Source organism: Verrucomicrobium spinosum DSM 4136 = JCM 18804 (assembly GCF_000172155.1).
Taxonomy (GTDB): Bacteria; Verrucomicrobiota; Verrucomicrobiia; order Verrucomicrobiales; family Verrucomicrobiaceae; genus Verrucomicrobium; species Verrucomicrobium spinosum.
This window is the reverse complement of the sequence record NZ_ABIZ01000001.1, coordinates 2,173,548-2,192,022: the sequence shown is the minus strand read 5'-3', so window position 1 is coordinate 2,192,022 and position 18,475 is coordinate 2,173,548. Positions and strand designations below refer to the sequence as shown.

The window sequence follows — 18,475 nt, the reverse complement described above, 5'->3', positions numbered from 1 at the left end:
AACCACAATCCCGGACAAATTCCCCTCGCGGGTGGCACCCGGTCAGGAACACAGGGATCAAGTGGGCAGCCTGCCCTGCATCATCAAGACTGCCGGAACAAAGCACCTTGCGCTGCTGGGTTTGGCTTCGCGGTTCCACTCTCCGATGGGCAATCCCACTCAGAGGGAGATCCACAACAACGTCGCCCGCGCACTGGTGCATTTGAATTGTCGTTGTTCGTCCCCGAGGCAGGCAGGCACCAGGAAGAAGTCCCCTGCCTTCATGGTATTCCCCTTGCGCCAGGAAATCTCCCCATCCACCACCGCCCCGATCTTGAAACGGGAACGGCCGATCACGGAGCGCCCTTCGAACTTGGTCATCTCCCAGCGGTCGATCTTAAAGTAGGGCCAGTCCAGCAGGCGGCCCCCTTGCGGTTTCTGAAGATCAGGCGGCTCAGCGTCAAAATGGAGCACCTTCATGGCCTCCTCTTGATGGAGGGCGCGGGGCTTGCCATCCAGCCCCAAGCGATTCCAGTCAAACACCCGGTAGGTCGTGTCGCTGTTCTGCTGAATCTCAAAAATAACGACCCCAGCTCCAATGGCGTGCAGCGTGCCGCCCGGGACCGCCAGGCAATCCCCAGGGGCGACCTTCAGCGAGAGCGCATGCTCAGCAACCGAACCCTCCACCATGGCCTGCCTAAATATCTCTGAGGTGGTGCCGGGACGCATGCCCGCATACAGGGTGGCACCCGGCTGGGTGTGAGTCACGTACCATGCCTCGCTCTTGGCCTCCCCACCCACCCCGGCCGCGGAAGCATCATCTGGGTGCACCTGCATGGAGAGATCCTCCTGGGCATCCAGAATCTTGATCAGCAGCGGAAACCGCGGCGAGGAATGCCCGGCATAGGCAAAGCCGAAGACTTCATTCCGGGCTTGCGTCCAGAGATCATGCAGGCTCCACCCTTGCAGAGGACCTGCGGTCACCACACTCTGAGCCTCTTCCCGATCACAAATTTCCCAGCTTTCTCCGTAGGGAGGGCCCGCCTCAGGAAGGTGGCGGCCATAGAGGCGCTCAAGATTCCGCCCCCCCCACACCCGTTCCTGATAAATCGGCGCGAACTGCAAAACGGAAAGTTCATGGGACGCGATCATTCAATACGGTTACCGGGTCTTTGGGAGGGGTCAACCCCCTTCCCGGCCGTCGTTCGGATTTGTCGGTGGCCAGCTAGTTTCGACTCGTTTTAGCTCCCCCCTTGAATAACTCCGGAAATTCTACTAAGATTGATCGTTTAGAATTCACCGCTAATTTTCACCGGAACCGCTGCTTTCCTGGTCCCCTGCCCCGCCCATGTCCGCCCGCACCCCTCAGCGCCAGACCCGCAGCCGCTCCACCGAGCCGCCCGCTGAGAGCCCCACGTGGCATGTGTCGGTCGGGTTTCTGTTCATCGTTGCGGCCCTTTTTTACTTTCTGGCGCTGGTTTCTTATGACCCAGCGGATCTTCCCACTTGGTGTCACCTGGCCCTGAGTGATACGGCCACCCCCATGGCGCACAACCTCATCGGTCGCCTGGGGGCCGTGATGGCGGGCTACACTTTCTGGATGTTCGGGGGTGCGAACTACATCATCCCCGCCTGCCTCACCTGGTTCGGCGTCTGCAAGCTGGCCTCCCATACCAAGATCACTCTCCGCTCCTGGGTGGGCTTCTGCCTCATGATCGTTTGTGGAGCAGGCATCCTGTACCTCCAGAACTTCTGGGAGTGGGACAATCACCGTGTCACCCCCTATGGCGCGGGCGGCGGCCTCGGCCACGTGGTGGCGGGCATTCTGTTGCTCGGCATTTTGGGCGAAGTGGGCTCCCTTCTCGTAATGGGGGTGATTTACCTTGTTGGGATGATCTTTGTCACCGGTATGCACCCCGTGCAGGTCCTGGTGCAGGGCAAGGACATGGCGGGCCGCGCGTTTGTGAACTGGTGGACCGAGCGCCAGCGCCGTCGTCTGGAAGCGGAAGAAGAAGCCATCCTGCCCCTTAGCGCCCCTCCGCCTGCCAAGACCAGAGGGCGGAAGAAAGCTGCTGCCGCCGCGATGCTGGACGATGAGGAAGAGAAGGAGTTCCCCTCTGGCCCCGCCACACAGCTGGAATTGCCGGAGGTGCATCCTCTGCCGAAGATCATCGATTCCTCTTTCCCGAAAGAGCCCAAGGCCAAGCCACAGCTCGCTGAGGTGTGGCAGAAGCGGCAGGCTCAGAAGGATGAACGGGCGCTCTTTGCCAAGCCTGCCAGCCTCACCGCCCGCTACAAGGGCTACTCGGTGCCGCCGCTGGACCTGCTGCAGTGGCCGGAAGTGAAGGCTCGCACCCCTGCGGACGAGGCCATCCTGCGCGAGACCCAGAGCAACATCATCAAGACCCTTTCCACCTTTGGGATCAATGTCACCCCGGGTGACATCACCAAGGGGCCTGCGATCACGCGCTATGAGGTCTATCCCAGCGAAGGTCTCCGCGTCAGCCGCATCGCCAACCTGGAGGCCGACATCGCCCGCGCCACGAAAGCGGAGCGGCTCAACATCCTGGCCCCCATCCCAGGCAAAGACACCGTGGGCATCGAACTCCCCAACCGCGACAAGATCGTGGTGCCCATCCGGGAACTCCTGGAGGACGACGAGTTTCAGAAGGGCAAGGCCAAACTGCCGCTCGCACTGGGCAAAGACGTGTACGGCAAGGCCATCATCGCCGATCTGGCGACCATGCCGCACCTCCTCGTCGCTGGGGCCACCGGTTCAGGGAAGTCCGTCTGCATCAACAGCATCATCACCAGCCTCCTCTGCCGGTTCGCGCCGGATGAGCTCCGGTTCATCATGATCGACCCGAAGGTCGTGGAAATGCAGGGCTACAAAGACCTGCCCCACCTCGCCCTGCCCGTAGTGACCGATCCCAAGCAGGCCCTCCTGGCCCTGCGCTGGGTGGTGAATGAGATGGAAAAGCGGTACCAGATCTTCGCCCAGGAAGGGTGCCGCAACTTCGAGACCTTCAACAATCGCAAGTCCTCGCCCCGCACCACGTCACGGGTGGGTGCTGGCAACAAGGCCAAAGCAGTGCCCGTTCCCGCTGCCGCGCCCGTCCTGCCGGACGACTACGATCCCATGGAGGAGGAGCCAGATTTCCGCACTGACACCACGGACGCCTCCGTCTGGGCAGGCAGCTCGGAGCCGCCCAAGCGCAAGGAGCCCGAGCTCGAGATCCCAGACTCCATGCCCTACATCGTGGTGATTGTGGACGAGCTGGCAGACCTCATGCAGACGGCCCCCGCCGATATTGAGGTGGCCATCGCCCGTATCGCCCAGAAGGCCCGTGCGGCCGGCATTCACCTCATTCTCGCCACCCAGACGCCCCGCGCTGACGTGGTCACCGGCATCATCAAGGCCAACGTCCCCTCCCGAATTGCCTTCCAGGTGGCTTCGGCGCTCGACAGCCGCGTCATTCTGGACCGCAAAGGGGCCGACCGCCTCGTGGGCAAAGGGGATATGCTCTACCTCCCTCCCGGGACCAGCCAGCTCATCCGTGCCCAGGGCACCATGGTGACCGACGACGAGCTGCACGACCTTGTAGATCACGCCTGCGCCCAAGGCAAACCAGTCTTCGAGGCCACCTTGGCGGACAGCTTTGACGAAATGGACGGCGAAGGCGGGGAGGAAGTCACCCCTGAGGATGAAGCCATTCTGGAGAAAGTACTGGATGTCATCAGCACTGAAAAGAAGGCCTCCACCAGCCTCATTCAGCGGCGTCTGCGCCTCGGCTACACCCGGGCCGCCCGCATGATGGATATCTTGGAGGAGCGTGGGATCATCGGGCCAGGAGAAGGGGCCAAGCCCCGCGAAATTCTTGTGGAACTCTGACCGCCAAGTACGCCTTGTCGCGCGTAACCCAAGGGAACCTCCCCTCCCATGTCCCCAACTCTCGGTCAGCAGCTTCGCAGGGCTCGGGAACTCCAGTACCTCACGTTGGCCGATCTGGCCCATGAGACCCGTATCCCGGTGTCCCGTCTCAGGGATCTGGAAAACGACGAGTACACGACCTTTGGCGGCATCGCTTACGTCCGGATGTCCCTCAAGGCCTACGCGGCCCGGCTGGAGGTCGATGCTGGCGAGGCATTGGCCCGGCTGGCCGCTCCACACCCTCCAGACTCCAAGTCGGACCTGCCTGGGTTGCGACGGACTCCGGAGTGGGTGTTGCCCTCCGCGTTTGCTCGCCGCCGAACCTCCACCCCAGGTCGCCCCCTCAACAAGGCCATTGGGGCCAGAGACCCCCTCGGGCGCGAACTCAAGGCCATGGCCATCGCCTGCGCCATCACACTTCTTTTAGGTGCTTCCTATTTGGTAGCCCAAGCCTTCCAGCAGAACCGGGAAGCGCCCCCTCCTGCCCCAGCGACGACTGATCACCTCGAGCCGTCCGATTCCGTCGCCGCCAGGTCGGGTGAAATCCGCCAGACGGCGACGCAGACCTTCCAAGTGCCCCCGCCATCAGTGAGCCCCCCAAAGGCAATCCCTGTCGCCCCTGACCCACCGGTGGTAAAAGCCGAACTGGTCAAGTAGCCCAAGAGGCTTATATATTAGTGGATGCGGGGCAGACGGGCTCCGCCGCACCACCATGTCATCCCCCACCTCAATGCGACATCTCTGGCCCTGGATCTGGACGTTCCTGAGCGTGGCAGGGTTCACTGCCCTCCTGATCTACAGCCCCTCCGCGCGCGAAGTCACTCGCGATGCGGTGGCCATGCTGTTTTCGATCTTCGCCACGCCCTTCATCCTGGAGACCACCGTGGCAATCATCGGTCTCGTCGTCGTCCTGACCTACAACCAGTGGCGGCTGAACAAAGAGGGCGACGGCTGGGTTTACATGGTCACCACCGAGGACGAAGCAGGCAGCACCACCACGGTTCAGAACGGGCAGCTCCCCAAGGCCATCACCCAGCGACTTCAAGGCGTGATCCTCAAGGACAAGCCTGAGCCCCTCGACGAAAGCCTGGCCATCGCCGGTGTCATCGAAGGTTACCTCGAACTCGGAATGCCCTCCCAGGCCCTGGATGAACTGCACCGCAGCCCCGAACTGCCCGACACCGCAGCATCTGCCATGCTGCGCTTTCGAGTTCTGGGAGCCAACCTCGCCACCGAGCCCGCCCTCTCCCTCCTGAGAGACGCCTCCGAGAGATTTCCACAGTCACGTCCTGAACTCGTTATGGCCGCCCAGGACATCGCCCACTGGATTGAAAAACACATGCAGAGCCAGATGAATGCCTACACTGCCTGGCGCAATGAGGCAGATGTGATTGCCCGCCTGACGGTACCACGGGGTACGGCCTGAGTGAATCCCGGACAGTAGAAGAACCGTCCCGGTTCTTGGCCCCGCACGGCCCAGCGCCATCAAGAGCCGAGACGGCTCTTCCACTTTCCCCCCTCGCGGACATCAGCCAGGGTAGAAGAACCGTCCCGGTTCTTGCCCCCGCACGGCTCAGCGCCATCAAGAGCCGAGACGGCTCTTCCACTTTCCCCCTCGCGGACATCAGCCAGGGTAGAAGAACCGTCCCGGTTCTTGCCCCCGCACGGCTCAGCACTCCCAAGAGTCGGTTGCGCCCAACCAAACCATGGCGCAACATGGGCAGGCTTTTACCGCACACCTGCCACTTCGTTTTCGCATGGATTCCCCGGATAAACCCGTTCCCAATCCAGATGAGAGCCGGGTCTACTACTCAGAGCTCGTTCCGACAGAAGTGCTTTCGGGGAATCTTCCACATTGGAGGCAGGCCTCGACGACCTATTTCATCACCTTTCGACTGGCTGATGCTTTGCCTCAAGACAAGCTACATCAATGGCATCTGGATCGAGAAGACTGGCTCAAGCGCCATCCCGAACCTCATGACAAGCTAACCCGTCAGGAGTACTATGATCGATTTCCCAGGCGTCTCCAGCGCTGGTTGGATGCAAACAGTGGTTCATGCCTTTTAAGCCATCAACCCGCAAAGGACTCCGCATCCCAAACCATCCGTCATTTTGCTGGAGCTCGCTACGAGTTGGACGAGTACGTCGTAGCGTCAAACCATGTCCACGCCATCTTGACGCCAAATCCCGAACATGATCTCTCCAAGATTCTGCATTCTTGGAAGTCCTACTCAGCGCATCGACTCAACAAAATCATCGATGATCATCTGCCTGGGCTGCGATCTCATTTTCCGAATCGCAGGGTATGGCAACGCGAGTCTTTCGACCACATCGTGCGCAGCCGCGCCAGTCTGGAGCGAATCCGGAACTACATTCGCGAACATCCAGAATATGTGGGGAGCAATAGGCAGTTGAGCGAAGGAACCAACACTTGAATATCCTCACAGCTCTAAGCTACGTGCGGAAATCCGCCATAGTAGAAGAACCGTCCCGGTTCTTGTCCACGCGTCACCCAGCGCACCCAAGAGCCGGGACGGCTCTTCTACATTCTCTCTCTCGGGCAACCGCCACGGTAGAAGAACCGTCCCGGTTCTTGTCCACGCGTCACCCAGCGCACCCAAGAGCCGGGACGGCTCTTCTACATTCTCTCTCGCAGGCAACCGCCACGGTAGAAGAACCGTCTCGGTTCTTGTCCCCGCACCATCCAGCGCACCCAAGAGCCGGGACGGCTCCTCTACCTTCTCTCTCGCAGGCAACCGCCACGGTAGAAGAACCGTCCCGGTTCTTGTCCACGCACCATCCAGCGCACCCAAGAGCCGGGACGGCTCTTCTACCTTCTCTCTCGCGGGCAACCGCCACGGTAGAAGAACCGTCCCGGTTCTTGTCCACGCGTCACCCAGCGCACCCAAGAGCCGGGACGGCTCTTCCACATTCCCTCTCGCGGACATCAGCCAGGGTAGAAGAACCGTCCCGGTTCTTGTCCCCGCACCATCCAGCGCACCCAAGAGCCGGGACGGCTCCTCTACCTTCTCTCTCGCGGGCAACCGCCATGGTAGAAGAACCGTCTCGGTTCTTGTCCACGCACCACCCAGCTCCCCCAAGAGCCGGGACGGCTCTTCCCCACAACCCTGCTCCGCAACTCTCACAAGATCCGGCAATCACGCCACCCACTCCGGAATCACCCTGCCCCCCACATCGGTCAGCCGGAAGTCCCGGCCCTGGAACCGATGCGTGAGTTTCAGGTGATCCAGACCAAAGAGGTGCAACAGCGTGGCGTGGAAGTCATTGATATGCACGGGATCCTTGGTGATGCTCCAGCCGATTTCATCCGTCTCACCATAGGTCTGCCCGCCCTTGATGCCGCCGCCGGCCATGAGCATGGTGAAGGCAAAGGGATGATGATCCCGCCCTGTAACATTGGGATTGCCACCCCGGTTCTCACCGAGCGGAGTCCTGCCAAACTCGCTGCACCAGATGACCATGGTGGAGTCCAGCAGGCCGCGGTCTTTCAGATCTTTGATGAGCGCGGCAATCGGCTGGTCCGCCATGCCGGAGTTAAAGGCCAGCTCCGGGTTCAGGTTGGAGTGATGATCCCAGGACGCATGCATGATGCTGACGAAGCGCACCCCGCGCTCCACAAGGCGTCGGGCCACCAGACAGTTCGAGGCAAAACTCTTGTACTGGCCGGGACCGCCGGCCCGGGAGGCCTTCACGTCCATGTCTTTGCGGTTCACCCCGTACATCTCCAACGTCTGCGCCGTCTCCCCTTTTAGATCGATAAGCTCCGGCGCGGCACTCTGCATGCGGAAGGCCAGTTCGTAAGCTGAGATGCGGCTGCGAATCTCGGGATCCTTGAACTGGTCAAATCGGGCCTGGTTCAGCTCCATCAGCGCGTCCAACCCGCGGCGTTGCAACTCTGGTGGAAGCCCTTCCGGATTTTGCAAATTGAGCACCGGCTCACCCTGATTGCGGAACAGCACTCCGGCATAGTGGCTGGGCAGGAATCCGCTCTGCCAGAGGGAAGCCCCCCCGCTGGTCCCCCGCCCGGCGGTCAGCACGACATAGCCCGGCAAATTTTGGGACTCGCTGCCCAGGCCGTAGTTTAACCACGAACCCATCGTTGGCAGGCCAAACGTGGCCCGTCCACTGTGCAAAAGAAGCTGGCCTGGGTGGTGATTAAACTGGTCCGTGTGCATCGACCGCACCATGAGCAGATCGTCGGCACAGGTCGCCAGATGCGGCAGCAGGTCGCTAAAATCCATGCCGCACTCGCCGTGTTTGCTGAAAGTGCGCGGACTCCCCAACAGGCGGGCGGTCTCCTTCTTGATGAAGGCGAACCGGACGTTCTTCGTCATGCTCTCCGGCAACGGCTGGCCATGCAGTTCATTGAGCTTGGGTTTGGGATCGAAGAGATCCATCTGGCTGGGAGCCCCCTCCATGAAAATGCAGATGCAATTCTTGGCCCGGGCCGGGAAGTGCGGAAGGCGTGGCGCCAGCGGATCCAACACCACGCCTCCCTGCCCATCGGCCGCGGCGCTGGCAGGCACCAAGAGCCCCTCCTGCGTGAGCATGGATCCCAGCGCCATCATGCCCAGACCGCTGGCGGTGGTGGTCAGAAATTCCCGGCGGGTCTGGGCTGCAAGGGGGTGCATGGCGGTCATCGGGATGGGGTGAGGTGGCGGGTTATTCTCGCGTGATGAATTCGTCCAGATTCAGCACCATGCGCGCCGTGGCCGCCCAGGCGGCGAGCTCGGCGGGAGCCACGGATGACACCTCGAACCCCTTCACGAACTTTGCCGCCTCCTCCGGGTGCGCGAGATACCAGCGGCGAGAATCGTTCAGCAACCCCTGGAGTGAAGCCAGTTCACCAGCCGCGCCATGGCGGGAGAGACAAATGACCAGCAACCGGTCCAACCCCTGGGCATCGGCGGTCGGCCCTTCCTTTAGCACGCGCGTAGCCAGCCCCTTCGCCGCATCCGCAAAGGTGCCGGCATTGAGTGTTGTGAGTGCCTGCAACGGGGTGTTGCTCACCGTGCGTTTCACGTTGGTCGTGTTGGCGTCTGGACAGTCAAAGGTCGTCAGGTCGGGATGGGGCGCAGTCCGTTTGAAAAACGTGTACATCCCGCGCCGATAGCGATCTTCCCCGCTGCTGGTGGCCCACTTGAAGTTGTTGGCATAGCTCAACTCCGCGATGTTCGGCGGCAGGGGCGGATAGACGCTGGGGCCGCCCACCCTGGGGCACAGCAGCCCGCTGGCGGACAGATGAAGATCCCGCACAATCTCCGCCTCCACGCGCAGGCGGTTCTGGCGATGCAGCAGGCGGTTCAAGGGATCAACATCGGCCAGCTCCGGCCGATGGCCGCTGGACTGCCGGTAGGTGGCGGACATCAGGATGGTCTTGATGAAGCGCTTGCGGCTCCAGCCTTTTCGAGACACAAAATCCCCAGCCAGCCAGTCGAGCAGTTCAGGATGAGACGGGCGCTCGCCCCGCACCCCGAAGTCATTCACCGTGCGAACCAATCCTTCACCAAAGAGACGAGCCCAGATGTGGTTCACGGCGACACGGGGAGTCAGCGGGTTCTCCTGACTTACCAACCACTGCGCCAGATCCAGGCGGTCTGCCGCCCTGCCATTCCCGCTCCGCCCGGCCAGCGCTGGCAGGACCGCGAGCCCACCCGGAGAAACGGTCTCCGCGGGGCTCAGGAAATCACCACGGTGCAGACGATGCGTGACCCTGGTGTCCTGAGTTCGCTGGGCGATGACCCGGACATCCATGAGCGGGGCCTTCGGCAGTCGTCCACGGGCTGCCTCCAGGGCGTCGGTCGCAGCCTTGGTCTGCGGGTCGCGCTTCTCCACCCAGTCCAGCAGCGGTTTGATCACGACCTCGTTGCGGCGGAGCGGCTCCTCATTCAACACCCGCAGCACTTCTGCCGGCACCACCGACTCCTCCGTGAGCACCGCACTCCCCAGCAGTCTGAACCGTCCGATGTTGTGGTTCCCGCTTTTGTAGGCCTGGTGCAGGTTGACGAAGAGCTTCATTCCCGGACTTGGTTTGGCGGGCTCCTCGAACTGAACCGTAAGCTGGTGAGCCTTGCCAAACTGGGGTTGCACGGCCCATCCCGTCTCGCGATCCCCGTCCACCGCAGCTTTGCCGGTGAAGCTTTTTTGTTCAAAATCCGCCGCTGGAGAGTGCAATGCCACCGGCACGGCGGAGGCCGCATCCCGCCCCAGGGAAACCTTGAGCTCGCTCAGCACAAAGTTTCCCTTCCCGGCCCGTCCGGGTCCACCGCCGGGTAGGGAAGAGTCAGGCAACACTTCCAATTGCAGGGCCACCAGCGGCTCGCGCCAGGAGTCCACCGTGATTTCATAGATCTCTTGTTTCGATTGCTCACTGCCGGCCAGCCAGGAGCCATCCTCCTGGCGGGTGAAGGTGGTCTGCCTGCCTGACGAGTGCACGCCTGAAACCACCAGCGGTTCATAAATGGCCTTGGCCGGATTTCGACGGGCGGCCGCCAGCCGCTCCTGCAAAACTCTCTCCCATTCGGCCAGACGGCCGCGAAGATCGGCCCGTGCCTCATCCAGCCGCTTCTGCAGGACACCGAGCTTGGCGGCGTCAGCGCCGTGTTGTTTCTCATACTCCTGCCAGGCACGCTGGGAGGTGGCGACCTGCCGGGTCGCCTCATCGCTATTGTTGAAGAAGGCGTATAGCTGGAAGTACTCCTGGTGGGAGATCTGGTCGTACTTGTGCGAATGGCAGCGGGCGCATCCAACGCTCAGCCCCAGCCAAACGGAGCCTGTCGTCTCAGTCCGATCAAACACGGCTTCGACTCGGAACTGCTCCTGATCAGCCCCTCCTTCGGTGTTCGTCAGCGTCTGCCGATGAAAGGCGGTGGCCAGCACCTGCTCAGGTCCTGCCGCTGGAAGCAGGTCCCCCGCCAGCTGCTCAATGGTGAAGCGGTCGAACGGCAGATCGTCATTGAAGGCCTGGATCACCCAGTCGCGATAACGCCAAGCATCAGGTCGTGGCCGGTCTTTCTCATACCCGTCACTGTCCGCATAGCGGGCCATGTCCAGCCAGTGTCGGCCCCAACGTTCGCCAAAGTGCTGGGAGGCCAGAGCGGCATCCACGATCCTCTCATAGGCATCAGAAGAAGAATCTCCTACGAAGTCCTCCACCTGTCTGGGAGTGGGAGGCAGGCCTAGAAGATCCAAATAGACCCGGCGAATGAGCGTGGCACGGCTCGCCTCCTGGGAGGGCTGAATGCCAGCGGCCTCCAGTTTGGCCAGGACGAATCGGTCGATCTCTCCCCGAGGCCACTGAGTGTTTCGCACCTCAGGCAGGATGGGCTGGGCCAGAGGACGATAGGCCCAGTGCGCCGGCCAGTCGGCACCCGCCGCCACCCAAGCCCGCAGGGTGGCCACTTGGCTGGGTGTGAGAGGCTTGCGGTCCTCGGGAGGCATGCGTTCGTCGATCTGATGCGTTTCCACCCGGGCAATCACCGCACTGGCCCCGGCATCGCCCGGGACAATGCCAGCATGCCCGCTCTTGAGCACCTTCATGGCACCGCCCTTTGTGGTAAGGGCCAGCCCGCCCTTGGCCTTGTCCAGACTGTGGCACTCCAGGCAATGCTCTGCGAGGATCGGGCGCACATCGCGGTCGAAATCAGGCGTTCGCTCCGCGCCCGCCCCCATCAATGGAAGCGAAATCACCCCAATCCCAAGCAGGGTGAGGTGGGTCAGGGGCAAACTGGGTCTGGACATGACACCGTTTTGGAAAAGGATCGCGTGGAGCAATCACGCGTACAACGGCCTGAGACGCGGCGTTTTGCATCCGAATGACAATCTCACCGTTTCCCGGCACATTCCGCAGACGGGGAAATAAACTTGACCCAGGTGGTAAGATGTGTACAGTCGCTTCCCTTTCCGCGCCAACGCGCGGCCCCGAATGCCCCATAACATTCGATCCCTGCCATGAAAAAGGAAATTCATCCCGAAACTCACGAAACCACGATCACCTGTACTTGTGGAGCGGTCTATCATACGCTCTCCACGGTGAAAAACCTCCGTATCGGTATTTGCGCCCAGTGCCACCCGTTCTTCACCGGTGAGCAGCGCTTCGTGGACACCGCTGGTCGCGTTGACAAGTTCGCCCAGCGTTACGGTTCGACCTCCGCCACCCGCCGCACCAAGCCCAAGGCTGCTGCCCCCACGGCCTAGCGACGGCATCTTTGCTTTTCAGAAAAACGGTGATCGCGCCCTTGGTGGCGCGTCACCGTTTTTTGTTTCTCGTCTGCCTGTCCCATTGTTTTCGCTGCTTCGGCTGCCGTAAGTTCTTTTGTCAACTTGTTGGGTTGCATCCCGGCTACCAGATTCGGATACGGATTCGGTTCCCCCCCGACTCTGCCCTCGGATCCCCAATCTCAGCTCTCTCCTTTCCCCGCCATGGACTATTCCTCGATCATCGAAAAGAAGAAGGACCGCTTCTCTGAGTTGGAAGAGATGATGGGCCACCCAAACTTCTACGACGACAACCGCAAAGCTGGCGACCTGCTTCGGGAGCACCGCTCGCTTGAAGCTCTCGTCAAAGCTTGGAGCGAATATCAGCGCACGGAGCAGCAGATTGCCGACAACCAGGAACTGGCGAAGTCTGGCGATGCCGAACTGGCAGCCCTGGCCGAAGAAGAACTGCCGACGCTACAGGCACGTCTGTTGGAACTGGAAGGCGAAGTCCAACGGCACATCCTGCCCCCTGACCCGCTGGAAGGTCGCGATGTCATCATGGAAATCCGCGCTGGTACCGGCGGCGACGAAGCCGCCATTTTCGCCGGCGATCTCTACCGCATGTACAACCGCTATGCGGAGGAGCGCGGCTGGAAGATCGAGTCCATGGAAGCCAGCCCTTCAGACGCAGGTGGGTACAAGGAAGTGGTGTTCAAGGTCAGTGGCGAGGACGTCTTTCGCACCTTGAAGTATGAGAGCGGCGTGCACCGCGTGCAGCGGGTGCCAGCCACCGAGGCTCAGGGTCGCATTCACACCTCTGCCGCCACGGTGGCCGTGCTGCCCGAGGCCGAGGAGGTGGACCTGCAACTCAAGCCGGACGAGCTTCGCATTGAAGTATGCCGCGCCAGCGGTCACGGCGGCCAGGGGGTGAACACGACCGACTCCGCTGTGCAGGTGATGCACCTTCCCACGGGCATGATTGTGCGCTGCCAGGACGGCCGCAGCCAGCTCAAGAACAAGGAAAAGGCGATCACGATCATGCGGTCCCGCCTGCTGGAAAAAAAGCAGCAGGAAGAGGCCGCCAAATACTCCGCCCACCGCAAGGCACTCATCGGTGGAGGTGGTCGCGAAGAGAAGATCCGCACCTACAACTACCCGCAGAACCGCATCACCGATCACCGGATCGATGTGACGCTCTACAACCTGGATATGTTCGTGGACGGTCGCATTGGGGATTTGGTGGACAAGCTGCAGGCCAGTGAGATCCACGACCGACTTGCCGAGGCAGGGTTGGCGTAAGCCAGGAGATCTGGGCTCAACGCCCCTCGGTGCTTGAGTGCATCACCCAGGCTTCAGTTGACGCCTCCACCCGCGTCTGAGGGATGGGTGATCACGCGCTTTTGCAGATCACGCAGGCTGCACAGCCCCATGAAATCCGCTCCTCGCATGGGGCGGGCTCCTTCGATCCGTGTCGCCCCAAAACGACCGCGGGCAGAATCAAACACGGCATTCACAAACTCCCGACTGCCCACCGCCGCTCCTGCCGTGAAGTAGCGCACCCGACAGCGCAGCATCTCCTGTAGCGTGAGTTTTCCACCTTGGGCGTGCACCTTGGTCACTTCGTCGTTGTGGAGGCCCGCTTTCTGTGTCCCGGCTTCCCTGCGAAGCTGAATGCTGAGATCATCACCTGCATTTCCCGCGACATAAAGCATCTGCCTGTAGAGAGCCAAAACCTCTGCGGGTCGCAATTCGCGCTGGGCCAGGCAGTTCGCCACGATCGCCAGCCCCCTCCCTGCTCGGCTCGCCCCTGCCACTGCGGCACCGTACCCACTCCATGGGTAGTCCTTCGGGTCCTTCACCAAACCAGCACGCACCGGATTCAGGTCTATGTAAGCGGCCATGATGCCCAGTGCTGCTGGCCCTCCCTCCACCATCGTGCTCTTGTACCGGTCCTCCCACAGCGTCCCCCGGCGCTCATGGTGCTTGTTGAACCACTGCGTGAAGCGCTGCTTCAGCGTCTTCATGAACTGGCTCACATCCCACATGCGGGAAAACCAGCCCTGGATCACCTCTGCCGCCGCTCCGTCTGCCCCGACCTGACGAAACTGACGGATCTGCTCCGCGACCACCCCCGCCATCGCCTCACCAAAGCACCCCTTGATGTGCCCGATCAGCCACTCCTCCGACGGCATTACCTGCGGGCGCTGCGGCACCTCCAGCAAGAGATGAAAGTGGTTCGACATGACGCAGAACGTGACCACCTGCACCTGACAGAACCGCTCATAAAACCGCATCAACTCCACGAACCGGCGCTTCTCCTCCTTCTCAAACACGAATCGGCGATCCACCACCCGCGACACACAGTGGTAGTAAGCCACCGGCCATTCCTTCGGAGCCTTCAAACGAGATTGCCGCATACCTTATAAAGGGACAGACACTTTATTGATGCAAATGCAATTTTAAATGTTCTTGTGAACAGTATTATTTAGAATGGGACCGGACCTTATTCTTGATCTGGATAGCTTCTTTGCCTCGGTGGAGCAGCAGCTCGATCCACGCCTGAGGGGAAGGCCGGTGGGAGTGGTGCCGGTGAAGTCGGAGTCCACGTCTTGCATTGCCGCGAGCAAGGAGGCCCGCCGGTTTGGGGTGAAGACGGGCACTCGCGTGCGGGATGCCCGGCAGTTGTGCCCGGAGATCGTCTTTGTAGAATCCCGGCCGCGTCTGTACACGGAGTTTCATCAGCGCTTCGTCACCGCTCTGGAGTCTCGCATCCAGGTGGCGGAGGTCATGTCCATTGATGAAGCTTGGTGCCTACTGCCGAAATCCGTGACGAATCGCACGCAGGCGGAGGCGTTTGCACGCTCGCTCAAGGCCACGCTCACCAGCCAGGTGGGCGACTGGCTCACCTACTCGATCGGCATCGCTCCGAATCGCTTCCTCGCCAAGCTCGCCTCGGATATGGGCAAGCCCGATGGCCTCTTCATGATCGAGCAGGCGGATCTCCCCCACTGCCTGCACCAGTTGAAGCTCAGGGACTTCTGCGGGATCGGCCAGAAAATGGAAACCCGCCTGGTCGCCCACGGCATACGCACCGTGGCGCAGCTCACCTCCGCGACTCGCGAAACCCTCCATCACGTCTGGGGTGGTATTGGCGGCGTCCACCTCTGGCACTGGCTTCGGGGCGAGGTGACCGAACCGCCGCCCACCCAACGCCGCGTCATCGGCCATTCCCACGTGCTTCCCACCCGGCTGCGGAACGATCTTGGCACTCACGCCGTGAGCTGCCGCCTTCTTCAGAAAGCGGCGATGCGCCTGAGGAAAATGGACCACTTCACCTGCCGCCTTGAATTGTTCATCAAGTACACCAACAGCCCCTCCTGGTCCTCCGACATCTCCTTCTGTGATACGCAGGACACCTTCCGCCTGTTGGAAGCCTTCGAAGTGCTCTGGGATCGACGTCCCCGTCGAGCGGGCCTGGAGCCCAAGGCCACCGGCGTCAACCTCTCCGGCCTTGCCCCTGCCACCAAGGTCACGCCGAGCCTGCTGGAATTTGACAAACGACAACAGCAACTCTGCGGACTGATGGATGCCATCAACAAACGTTACGGCCAGAACGCCGTGTGCTTTGGCGGCGCTCTGGGGGCTTTGGAGTACACCCCCATGCGAATCGCCTTCACGCGCATCCCTGATCCTGAAACCGAAAGCTGACGCCGCATCGGGCTTGCGCTTTGCTGGGGCTGCCGTTACAAAATCGCCATGCACGACCCACGCATAGATCAACTCGCCACTCAACTCGTCCGCTATTCGACCAGTGTGAAAAAAGGCGACCGCGTCCTACTCGACATTTACGACGCGCCGAACTCCATCTGCCTGGCCCTGATCCGTGCCGTCGTCGCTGCCAAAGCCATTCCTGTTGTCAAACTCCACGACGCCACCATCACCCGCGAGCTCATGAAGCACGCGGACCCGAATGGCTATGATCTCCTCGCCAAGAACAACCTCGATCTCATGAAGGAGATCGAGGTGTACATCGCCATCCGCGGCAGCCATAACATCACCGAGATGGCGGACGTTCCCGCGGACAAGATGAAGCTGGTCATGGAGAAGATGCGCCCCGTCATCAACGAGCGCGTCAACAACACCCGGTGGTGCGTCCTGCGCTGGCCCACTTCCGCCATGGCCCAACAGGCGAGCATGAGCACCGAGGCCTTCGAGGACTTCTACTTCCGCGTCTGCCTGCTGGACTACAAGGCCCTCCTCCCCGCCATGAACTCCCTGAAGAAGCTCATGGACAAAGCCAACCAGGTCCACATCAAGGGGCCCGGCACCGATCTGAAATTCAGCCTCAAGGGTCTCAAGGCCATCGCCTGTGGCGGCACCCACAACATCCCCGACGGCGAAGTCTTCTCTGCTCCGGTCCGCGACAGCGTGGAGGGCGTCATCTCCTATAATGCCCCGACCGTTTACCAGGGCATCGCTTTCGACAACGTCCGCCTCGAGTTTAGCAAGGGCAAGATCGTCAATGCCACGGCCAACAACACGAAGGCCATCAACAAGATCCTCGACAGCGACGAAGGCGCCCGCTACATCGGCGAGTTCGCCATTGGCTTCAATCGCGAGATTCGCGAGCCCATGCGCGACATTTTGTTCGACGAGAAGATCGCCGGCTCCTTCCACTTCACGCCCGGCCAGGCTTATGAAGGTGTGGCAGACAATGGCAACCGCAGTCAGGTGCATTGGGACCTCGTCAATATCCAGCGCCCCGACTACGGCGGGGGTGAGATCTGGTTCGACAACGTGCTGATCCGCAAGAACGGCAAATTCCTGCCCAAAGAGCTGGCCAAGTTGAACTAGACCTCCCTGCCCCCACGTCGAGCTCCCGGCTGATGGCCATCCCACCAGCCAGGGACCGTGGGTGTTGCGATTCTTGCGACCGCAATACGAACTCCCCCAGTTCAAGCCTCTTCCCCGGCGATTCAAATCGCCTGCTGGCGCAATTCCTTCTCCGTGCTAGCATCCTTCCCGACATGTCTGCCTTCGCCTCTAGGATGAATCTCCGCACCCTCGCCCTCATCGCCCTGGCTGCGCTGCCCATGCTCGGACTGAGCTCGTGCTCCTCCACGTCCAAGATCAAAGGCATTCCTGACAAACTCCCGCCGATCACGTTGACAGGAACCGTTCGGACCCCTCCCCACTCGATGCCCAGCCATGCCTATCCGTTCGACTCCGATGGTCGCTACGTCAGTGATTGGGCAGCCGAAGGCGAGCGTCGTTCCGGTCGTGCCGCCGCTGCCACCTCTGCCGACCAGGAAAAATGGTCCGGTTCACACGAAGGTGCCGCCACGGGACGACGCATTGTCATCAAGACCACCCCCAAGTCCAAGAGCTCCAGCTCCAAGACCGCCTCTTCCAAATCCAAGTCAGGGAACTCCAAGTCCGGCAGCAGCGGAGGCGGCGGTGGCAGCTATGTGGTGAAGAAAGGCGACACCCTCTCAGCCATCGCCCGGCGCAATGGCACCACAGTCGCAAAACTCAAGGCCGCCAACGGTATGAGCTCCGACTTCTTGAGCATCGGAAAATCCCTAAAGGTTCCCCGTTAGCAATTCCAACTGAGGCCGGGAGACCACCGGAGCACGCGAGCATCGAGAAAGCACCCTTCACCTCGACAGCTTTATGTCCCTCCCAGGCAAGCTCGTCTCTCCCCGCCCCCAGCGGCCCCCTCTCACTCTCGCTGCCATTCTCGTTTGGGGATTTTTGACGCTCTTCGCCAGCACGCCCCCTGCCCGAGCCTTTCAACTGGTCGTTGTTGACCCTGGGCATGGAGGTGCCGATGGAGGCACTTCTTGGCACGGATTGCTGGAGAAGACGCTCACGCTGGACGTCGCGAAGCGCCTCGAAACAATTCTCCGGGACCAAGGCGTCACCACCGTCATGACCCGGCGCTATGATAAAACCGTCTCGCTGGACGATCGGGCCATCATGGCCAACCGGTTCCCCAACTCCCTGCTGGTCAGCATTCACTTCAATGCGATCCGCGTCTCCGGCATCTCCGGGTATGAGACGTTCTATCGGGGAGCTATGAGCAAGGAGATTGCCCAAAGCATCCAGACCTCCCTCAAGGAAAACGTGCCCGGCGTAGATCGGGGTATCACGTACCAGGACTTTGCCGTCCTCACCCGTACCAAAGGCCCCGCCGTTCTGGTGGAGTGCGGCTTCTTGAGCAATCCCGCCGAGGCGATCCTCTGCAACACCCCCTCCCACCGTCAAAAGCTGGCGGAAGCGATCGCCAAGGGCATCCTGAATATCCGCCCTGCCGTGAGCGGCTGAGCCGCCCGCTCTCTCACC

General features: G+C 61.3%; 14 protein-coding genes. 10 read left to right on the top strand and 4 right to left on the bottom strand.

Features of this window, described 5'->3' with window-relative positions; translation table 11 throughout:
* Window positions 1-159: 159 nt before the first annotated feature.
* Window positions 160-1,131 carry a type I phosphomannose isomerase catalytic subunit gene (locus VSP_RS08565; RefSeq protein ID WP_009960039.1) on the bottom strand — a complete coding sequence of 324 codons (972 nt, stop codon included), beginning with the start codon at window positions 1,129-1,131 and terminating at the stop codon, window positions 160-162.
* Window positions 1,132-1,327: 196 nt separating this feature from the next.
* Here VSP_RS08565 and VSP_RS34595 point away from each other — a divergent pair, with 196 nt between their 5' ends.
* From VSP_RS34595 to VSP_RS08545, 4 genes are all read left to right on the top strand, one after another.
* On the top strand, window positions 1,328-3,871 hold the full coding sequence (locus VSP_RS34595; protein ID WP_009960038.1) for a DNA translocase FtsK: 2,544 nt from the start codon (window positions 1,328-1,330) through the stop codon (window positions 3,869-3,871).
* 48 nt (window positions 3,872-3,919) lie between these two features.
* Window positions 3,920-4,567, top strand: coding sequence for a helix-turn-helix domain-containing protein (locus tag VSP_RS08555; protein WP_009960036.1), 648 nt, complete (start codon window positions 3,920-3,922; stop codon window positions 4,565-4,567).
* A gap of 73 nt (window positions 4,568-4,640) precedes the next feature.
* Window positions 4,641-5,336, top strand: coding sequence for a hypothetical protein (locus VSP_RS08550; protein WP_009960034.1), 696 nt, complete (start codon window positions 4,641-4,643; stop codon window positions 5,334-5,336).
* Between the two features lie 331 nt (window positions 5,337-5,667).
* Window positions 5,668-6,345: a transposase gene (locus VSP_RS08545; RefSeq protein WP_009960033.1), complete on the top strand. Its 678-nt coding sequence runs from the start codon at window positions 5,668-5,670 to the stop codon at window positions 6,343-6,345.
* Between the two features lie 723 nt (window positions 6,346-7,068).
* Here VSP_RS08545 and VSP_RS08535 read toward each other — a convergent pair.
* Window positions 7,069-8,571 (bottom strand): DUF1501 domain-containing protein, encoded by a 1,503-nt coding sequence (locus tag VSP_RS08535; RefSeq protein WP_009960031.1) that lies wholly within the window; start codon window positions 8,569-8,571, stop codon window positions 7,069-7,071.
* Window positions 8,572-8,593: 22 nt separating this feature from the next.
* Window positions 8,594-11,671 carry a PSD1 and planctomycete cytochrome C domain-containing protein gene (locus VSP_RS08530; RefSeq protein WP_009960030.1) on the bottom strand — a complete coding sequence of 1,026 codons (3,078 nt, stop codon included), beginning with the start codon at window positions 11,669-11,671 and terminating at the stop codon, window positions 8,594-8,596.
* Between the two features lie 210 nt (window positions 11,672-11,881).
* On the opposite strand from VSP_RS08530, the gene rpmE reads away from it, so the two are divergent.
* A complete protein-coding gene (rpmE, locus tag VSP_RS08525; protein ID WP_009960029.1) occupies window positions 11,882-12,127 on the top strand; it encodes a 50S ribosomal protein L31 in 246 nt (81 codons plus the stop codon).
* Window positions 12,128-12,352: 225 nt separating this feature from the next.
* Window positions 12,353-13,429: a peptide chain release factor 1 gene (prfA, locus tag VSP_RS08520; protein WP_009960027.1), complete on the top strand. Its 1,077-nt coding sequence runs from the start codon at window positions 12,353-12,355 to the stop codon at window positions 13,427-13,429.
* A gap of 53 nt (window positions 13,430-13,482) precedes the next feature.
* Here prfA and VSP_RS39135 read toward each other — a convergent pair whose 3' ends face one another.
* Window positions 13,483-14,547: a transposase gene (locus tag VSP_RS39135; protein ID WP_009960026.1), complete on the bottom strand. Its 1,065-nt coding sequence runs from the start codon at window positions 14,545-14,547 to the stop codon at window positions 13,483-13,485.
* A gap of 73 nt (window positions 14,548-14,620) precedes the next feature.
* On the opposite strand from VSP_RS39135, the gene VSP_RS08510 reads away from it, so the two are divergent.
* From VSP_RS08510 to VSP_RS34585, 4 genes are all read left to right on the top strand, one after another.
* Window positions 14,621-15,838, top strand: a complete 1,218-nt coding sequence (locus VSP_RS08510; protein WP_009960024.1) for a DNA polymerase Y family protein — start codon at window positions 14,621-14,623, stop codon at window positions 15,836-15,838.
* A 48-nt stretch (window positions 15,839-15,886) separates the two neighbouring features.
* On the top strand, window positions 15,887-16,984 hold the full coding sequence (locus tag VSP_RS08505) for an aminopeptidase (RefSeq protein ID WP_009960022.1): 1,098 nt from the start codon (window positions 15,887-15,889) through the stop codon (window positions 16,982-16,984).
* A 194-nt stretch (window positions 16,985-17,178) separates the two neighbouring features.
* Window positions 17,179-17,730: a LysM peptidoglycan-binding domain-containing protein gene (locus tag VSP_RS08500; RefSeq protein WP_009960021.1), complete on the top strand. Its 552-nt coding sequence runs from the start codon at window positions 17,179-17,181 to the stop codon at window positions 17,728-17,730.
* Window positions 17,731-17,803: 73 nt separating this feature from the next.
* Window positions 17,804-18,457 (top strand): N-acetylmuramoyl-L-alanine amidase, encoded by a 654-nt coding sequence (locus VSP_RS34585; protein ID WP_009960019.1) that lies wholly within the window; start codon window positions 17,804-17,806, stop codon window positions 18,455-18,457.
* Window positions 18,458-18,475: the final 18 nt, after the last annotated feature.

Bases quoted from the DNA above. Each gene is read 5' to 3' on its own strand.
- VSP_RS08565 (WP_009960039.1), bottom strand. From the start codon at position 1,131: ATGATCGCGTCCCATGAACTTTCCGTTTTGCAGTTCGCGCCGATTTAT.
- VSP_RS34595 (WP_009960038.1), top strand. From the start codon at position 1,328: ATGTCCGCCCGCACCCCTCAGCGCCAGACCCGCAGCCGCTCCACCGAG.
- VSP_RS08555 (WP_009960036.1), top strand. From the start codon at position 3,920: ATGTCCCCAACTCTCGGTCAGCAGCTTCGCAGGGCTCGGGAACTCCAG.
- VSP_RS08550 (WP_009960034.1), top strand. From the start codon at position 4,641: ATGCGACATCTCTGGCCCTGGATCTGGACGTTCCTGAGCGTGGCAGGG.
- VSP_RS08545 (WP_009960033.1), top strand. From the start codon at position 5,668: ATGGATTCCCCGGATAAACCCGTTCCCAATCCAGATGAGAGCCGGGTC.
- VSP_RS08535 (WP_009960031.1), bottom strand. From the start codon at position 8,571: ATGACCGCCATGCACCCCCTTGCAGCCCAGACCCGCCGGGAATTTCTG.
- VSP_RS08530 (WP_009960030.1), bottom strand. From the start codon at position 11,671: ATGTCCAGACCCAGTTTGCCCCTGACCCACCTCACCCTGCTTGGGATT.
- rpmE (WP_009960029.1), top strand. From the start codon at position 11,882: ATGAAAAAGGAAATTCATCCCGAAACTCACGAAACCACGATCACCTGT.
- prfA (WP_009960027.1), top strand. From the start codon at position 12,353: ATGGACTATTCCTCGATCATCGAAAAGAAGAAGGACCGCTTCTCTGAG.
- VSP_RS39135 (WP_009960026.1), bottom strand. From the start codon at position 14,547: ATGCGGCAATCTCGTTTGAAGGCTCCGAAGGAATGGCCGGTGGCTTAC.
- VSP_RS08510 (WP_009960024.1), top strand. From the start codon at position 14,621: ATGGGACCGGACCTTATTCTTGATCTGGATAGCTTCTTTGCCTCGGTG.
- VSP_RS08505 (WP_009960022.1), top strand. From the start codon at position 15,887: ATGCACGACCCACGCATAGATCAACTCGCCACTCAACTCGTCCGCTAT.
- VSP_RS08500 (WP_009960021.1), top strand. From the start codon at position 17,179: ATGAATCTCCGCACCCTCGCCCTCATCGCCCTGGCTGCGCTGCCCATG.
- VSP_RS34585 (WP_009960019.1), top strand. From the start codon at position 17,804: ATGTCCCTCCCAGGCAAGCTCGTCTCTCCCCGCCCCCAGCGGCCCCCT.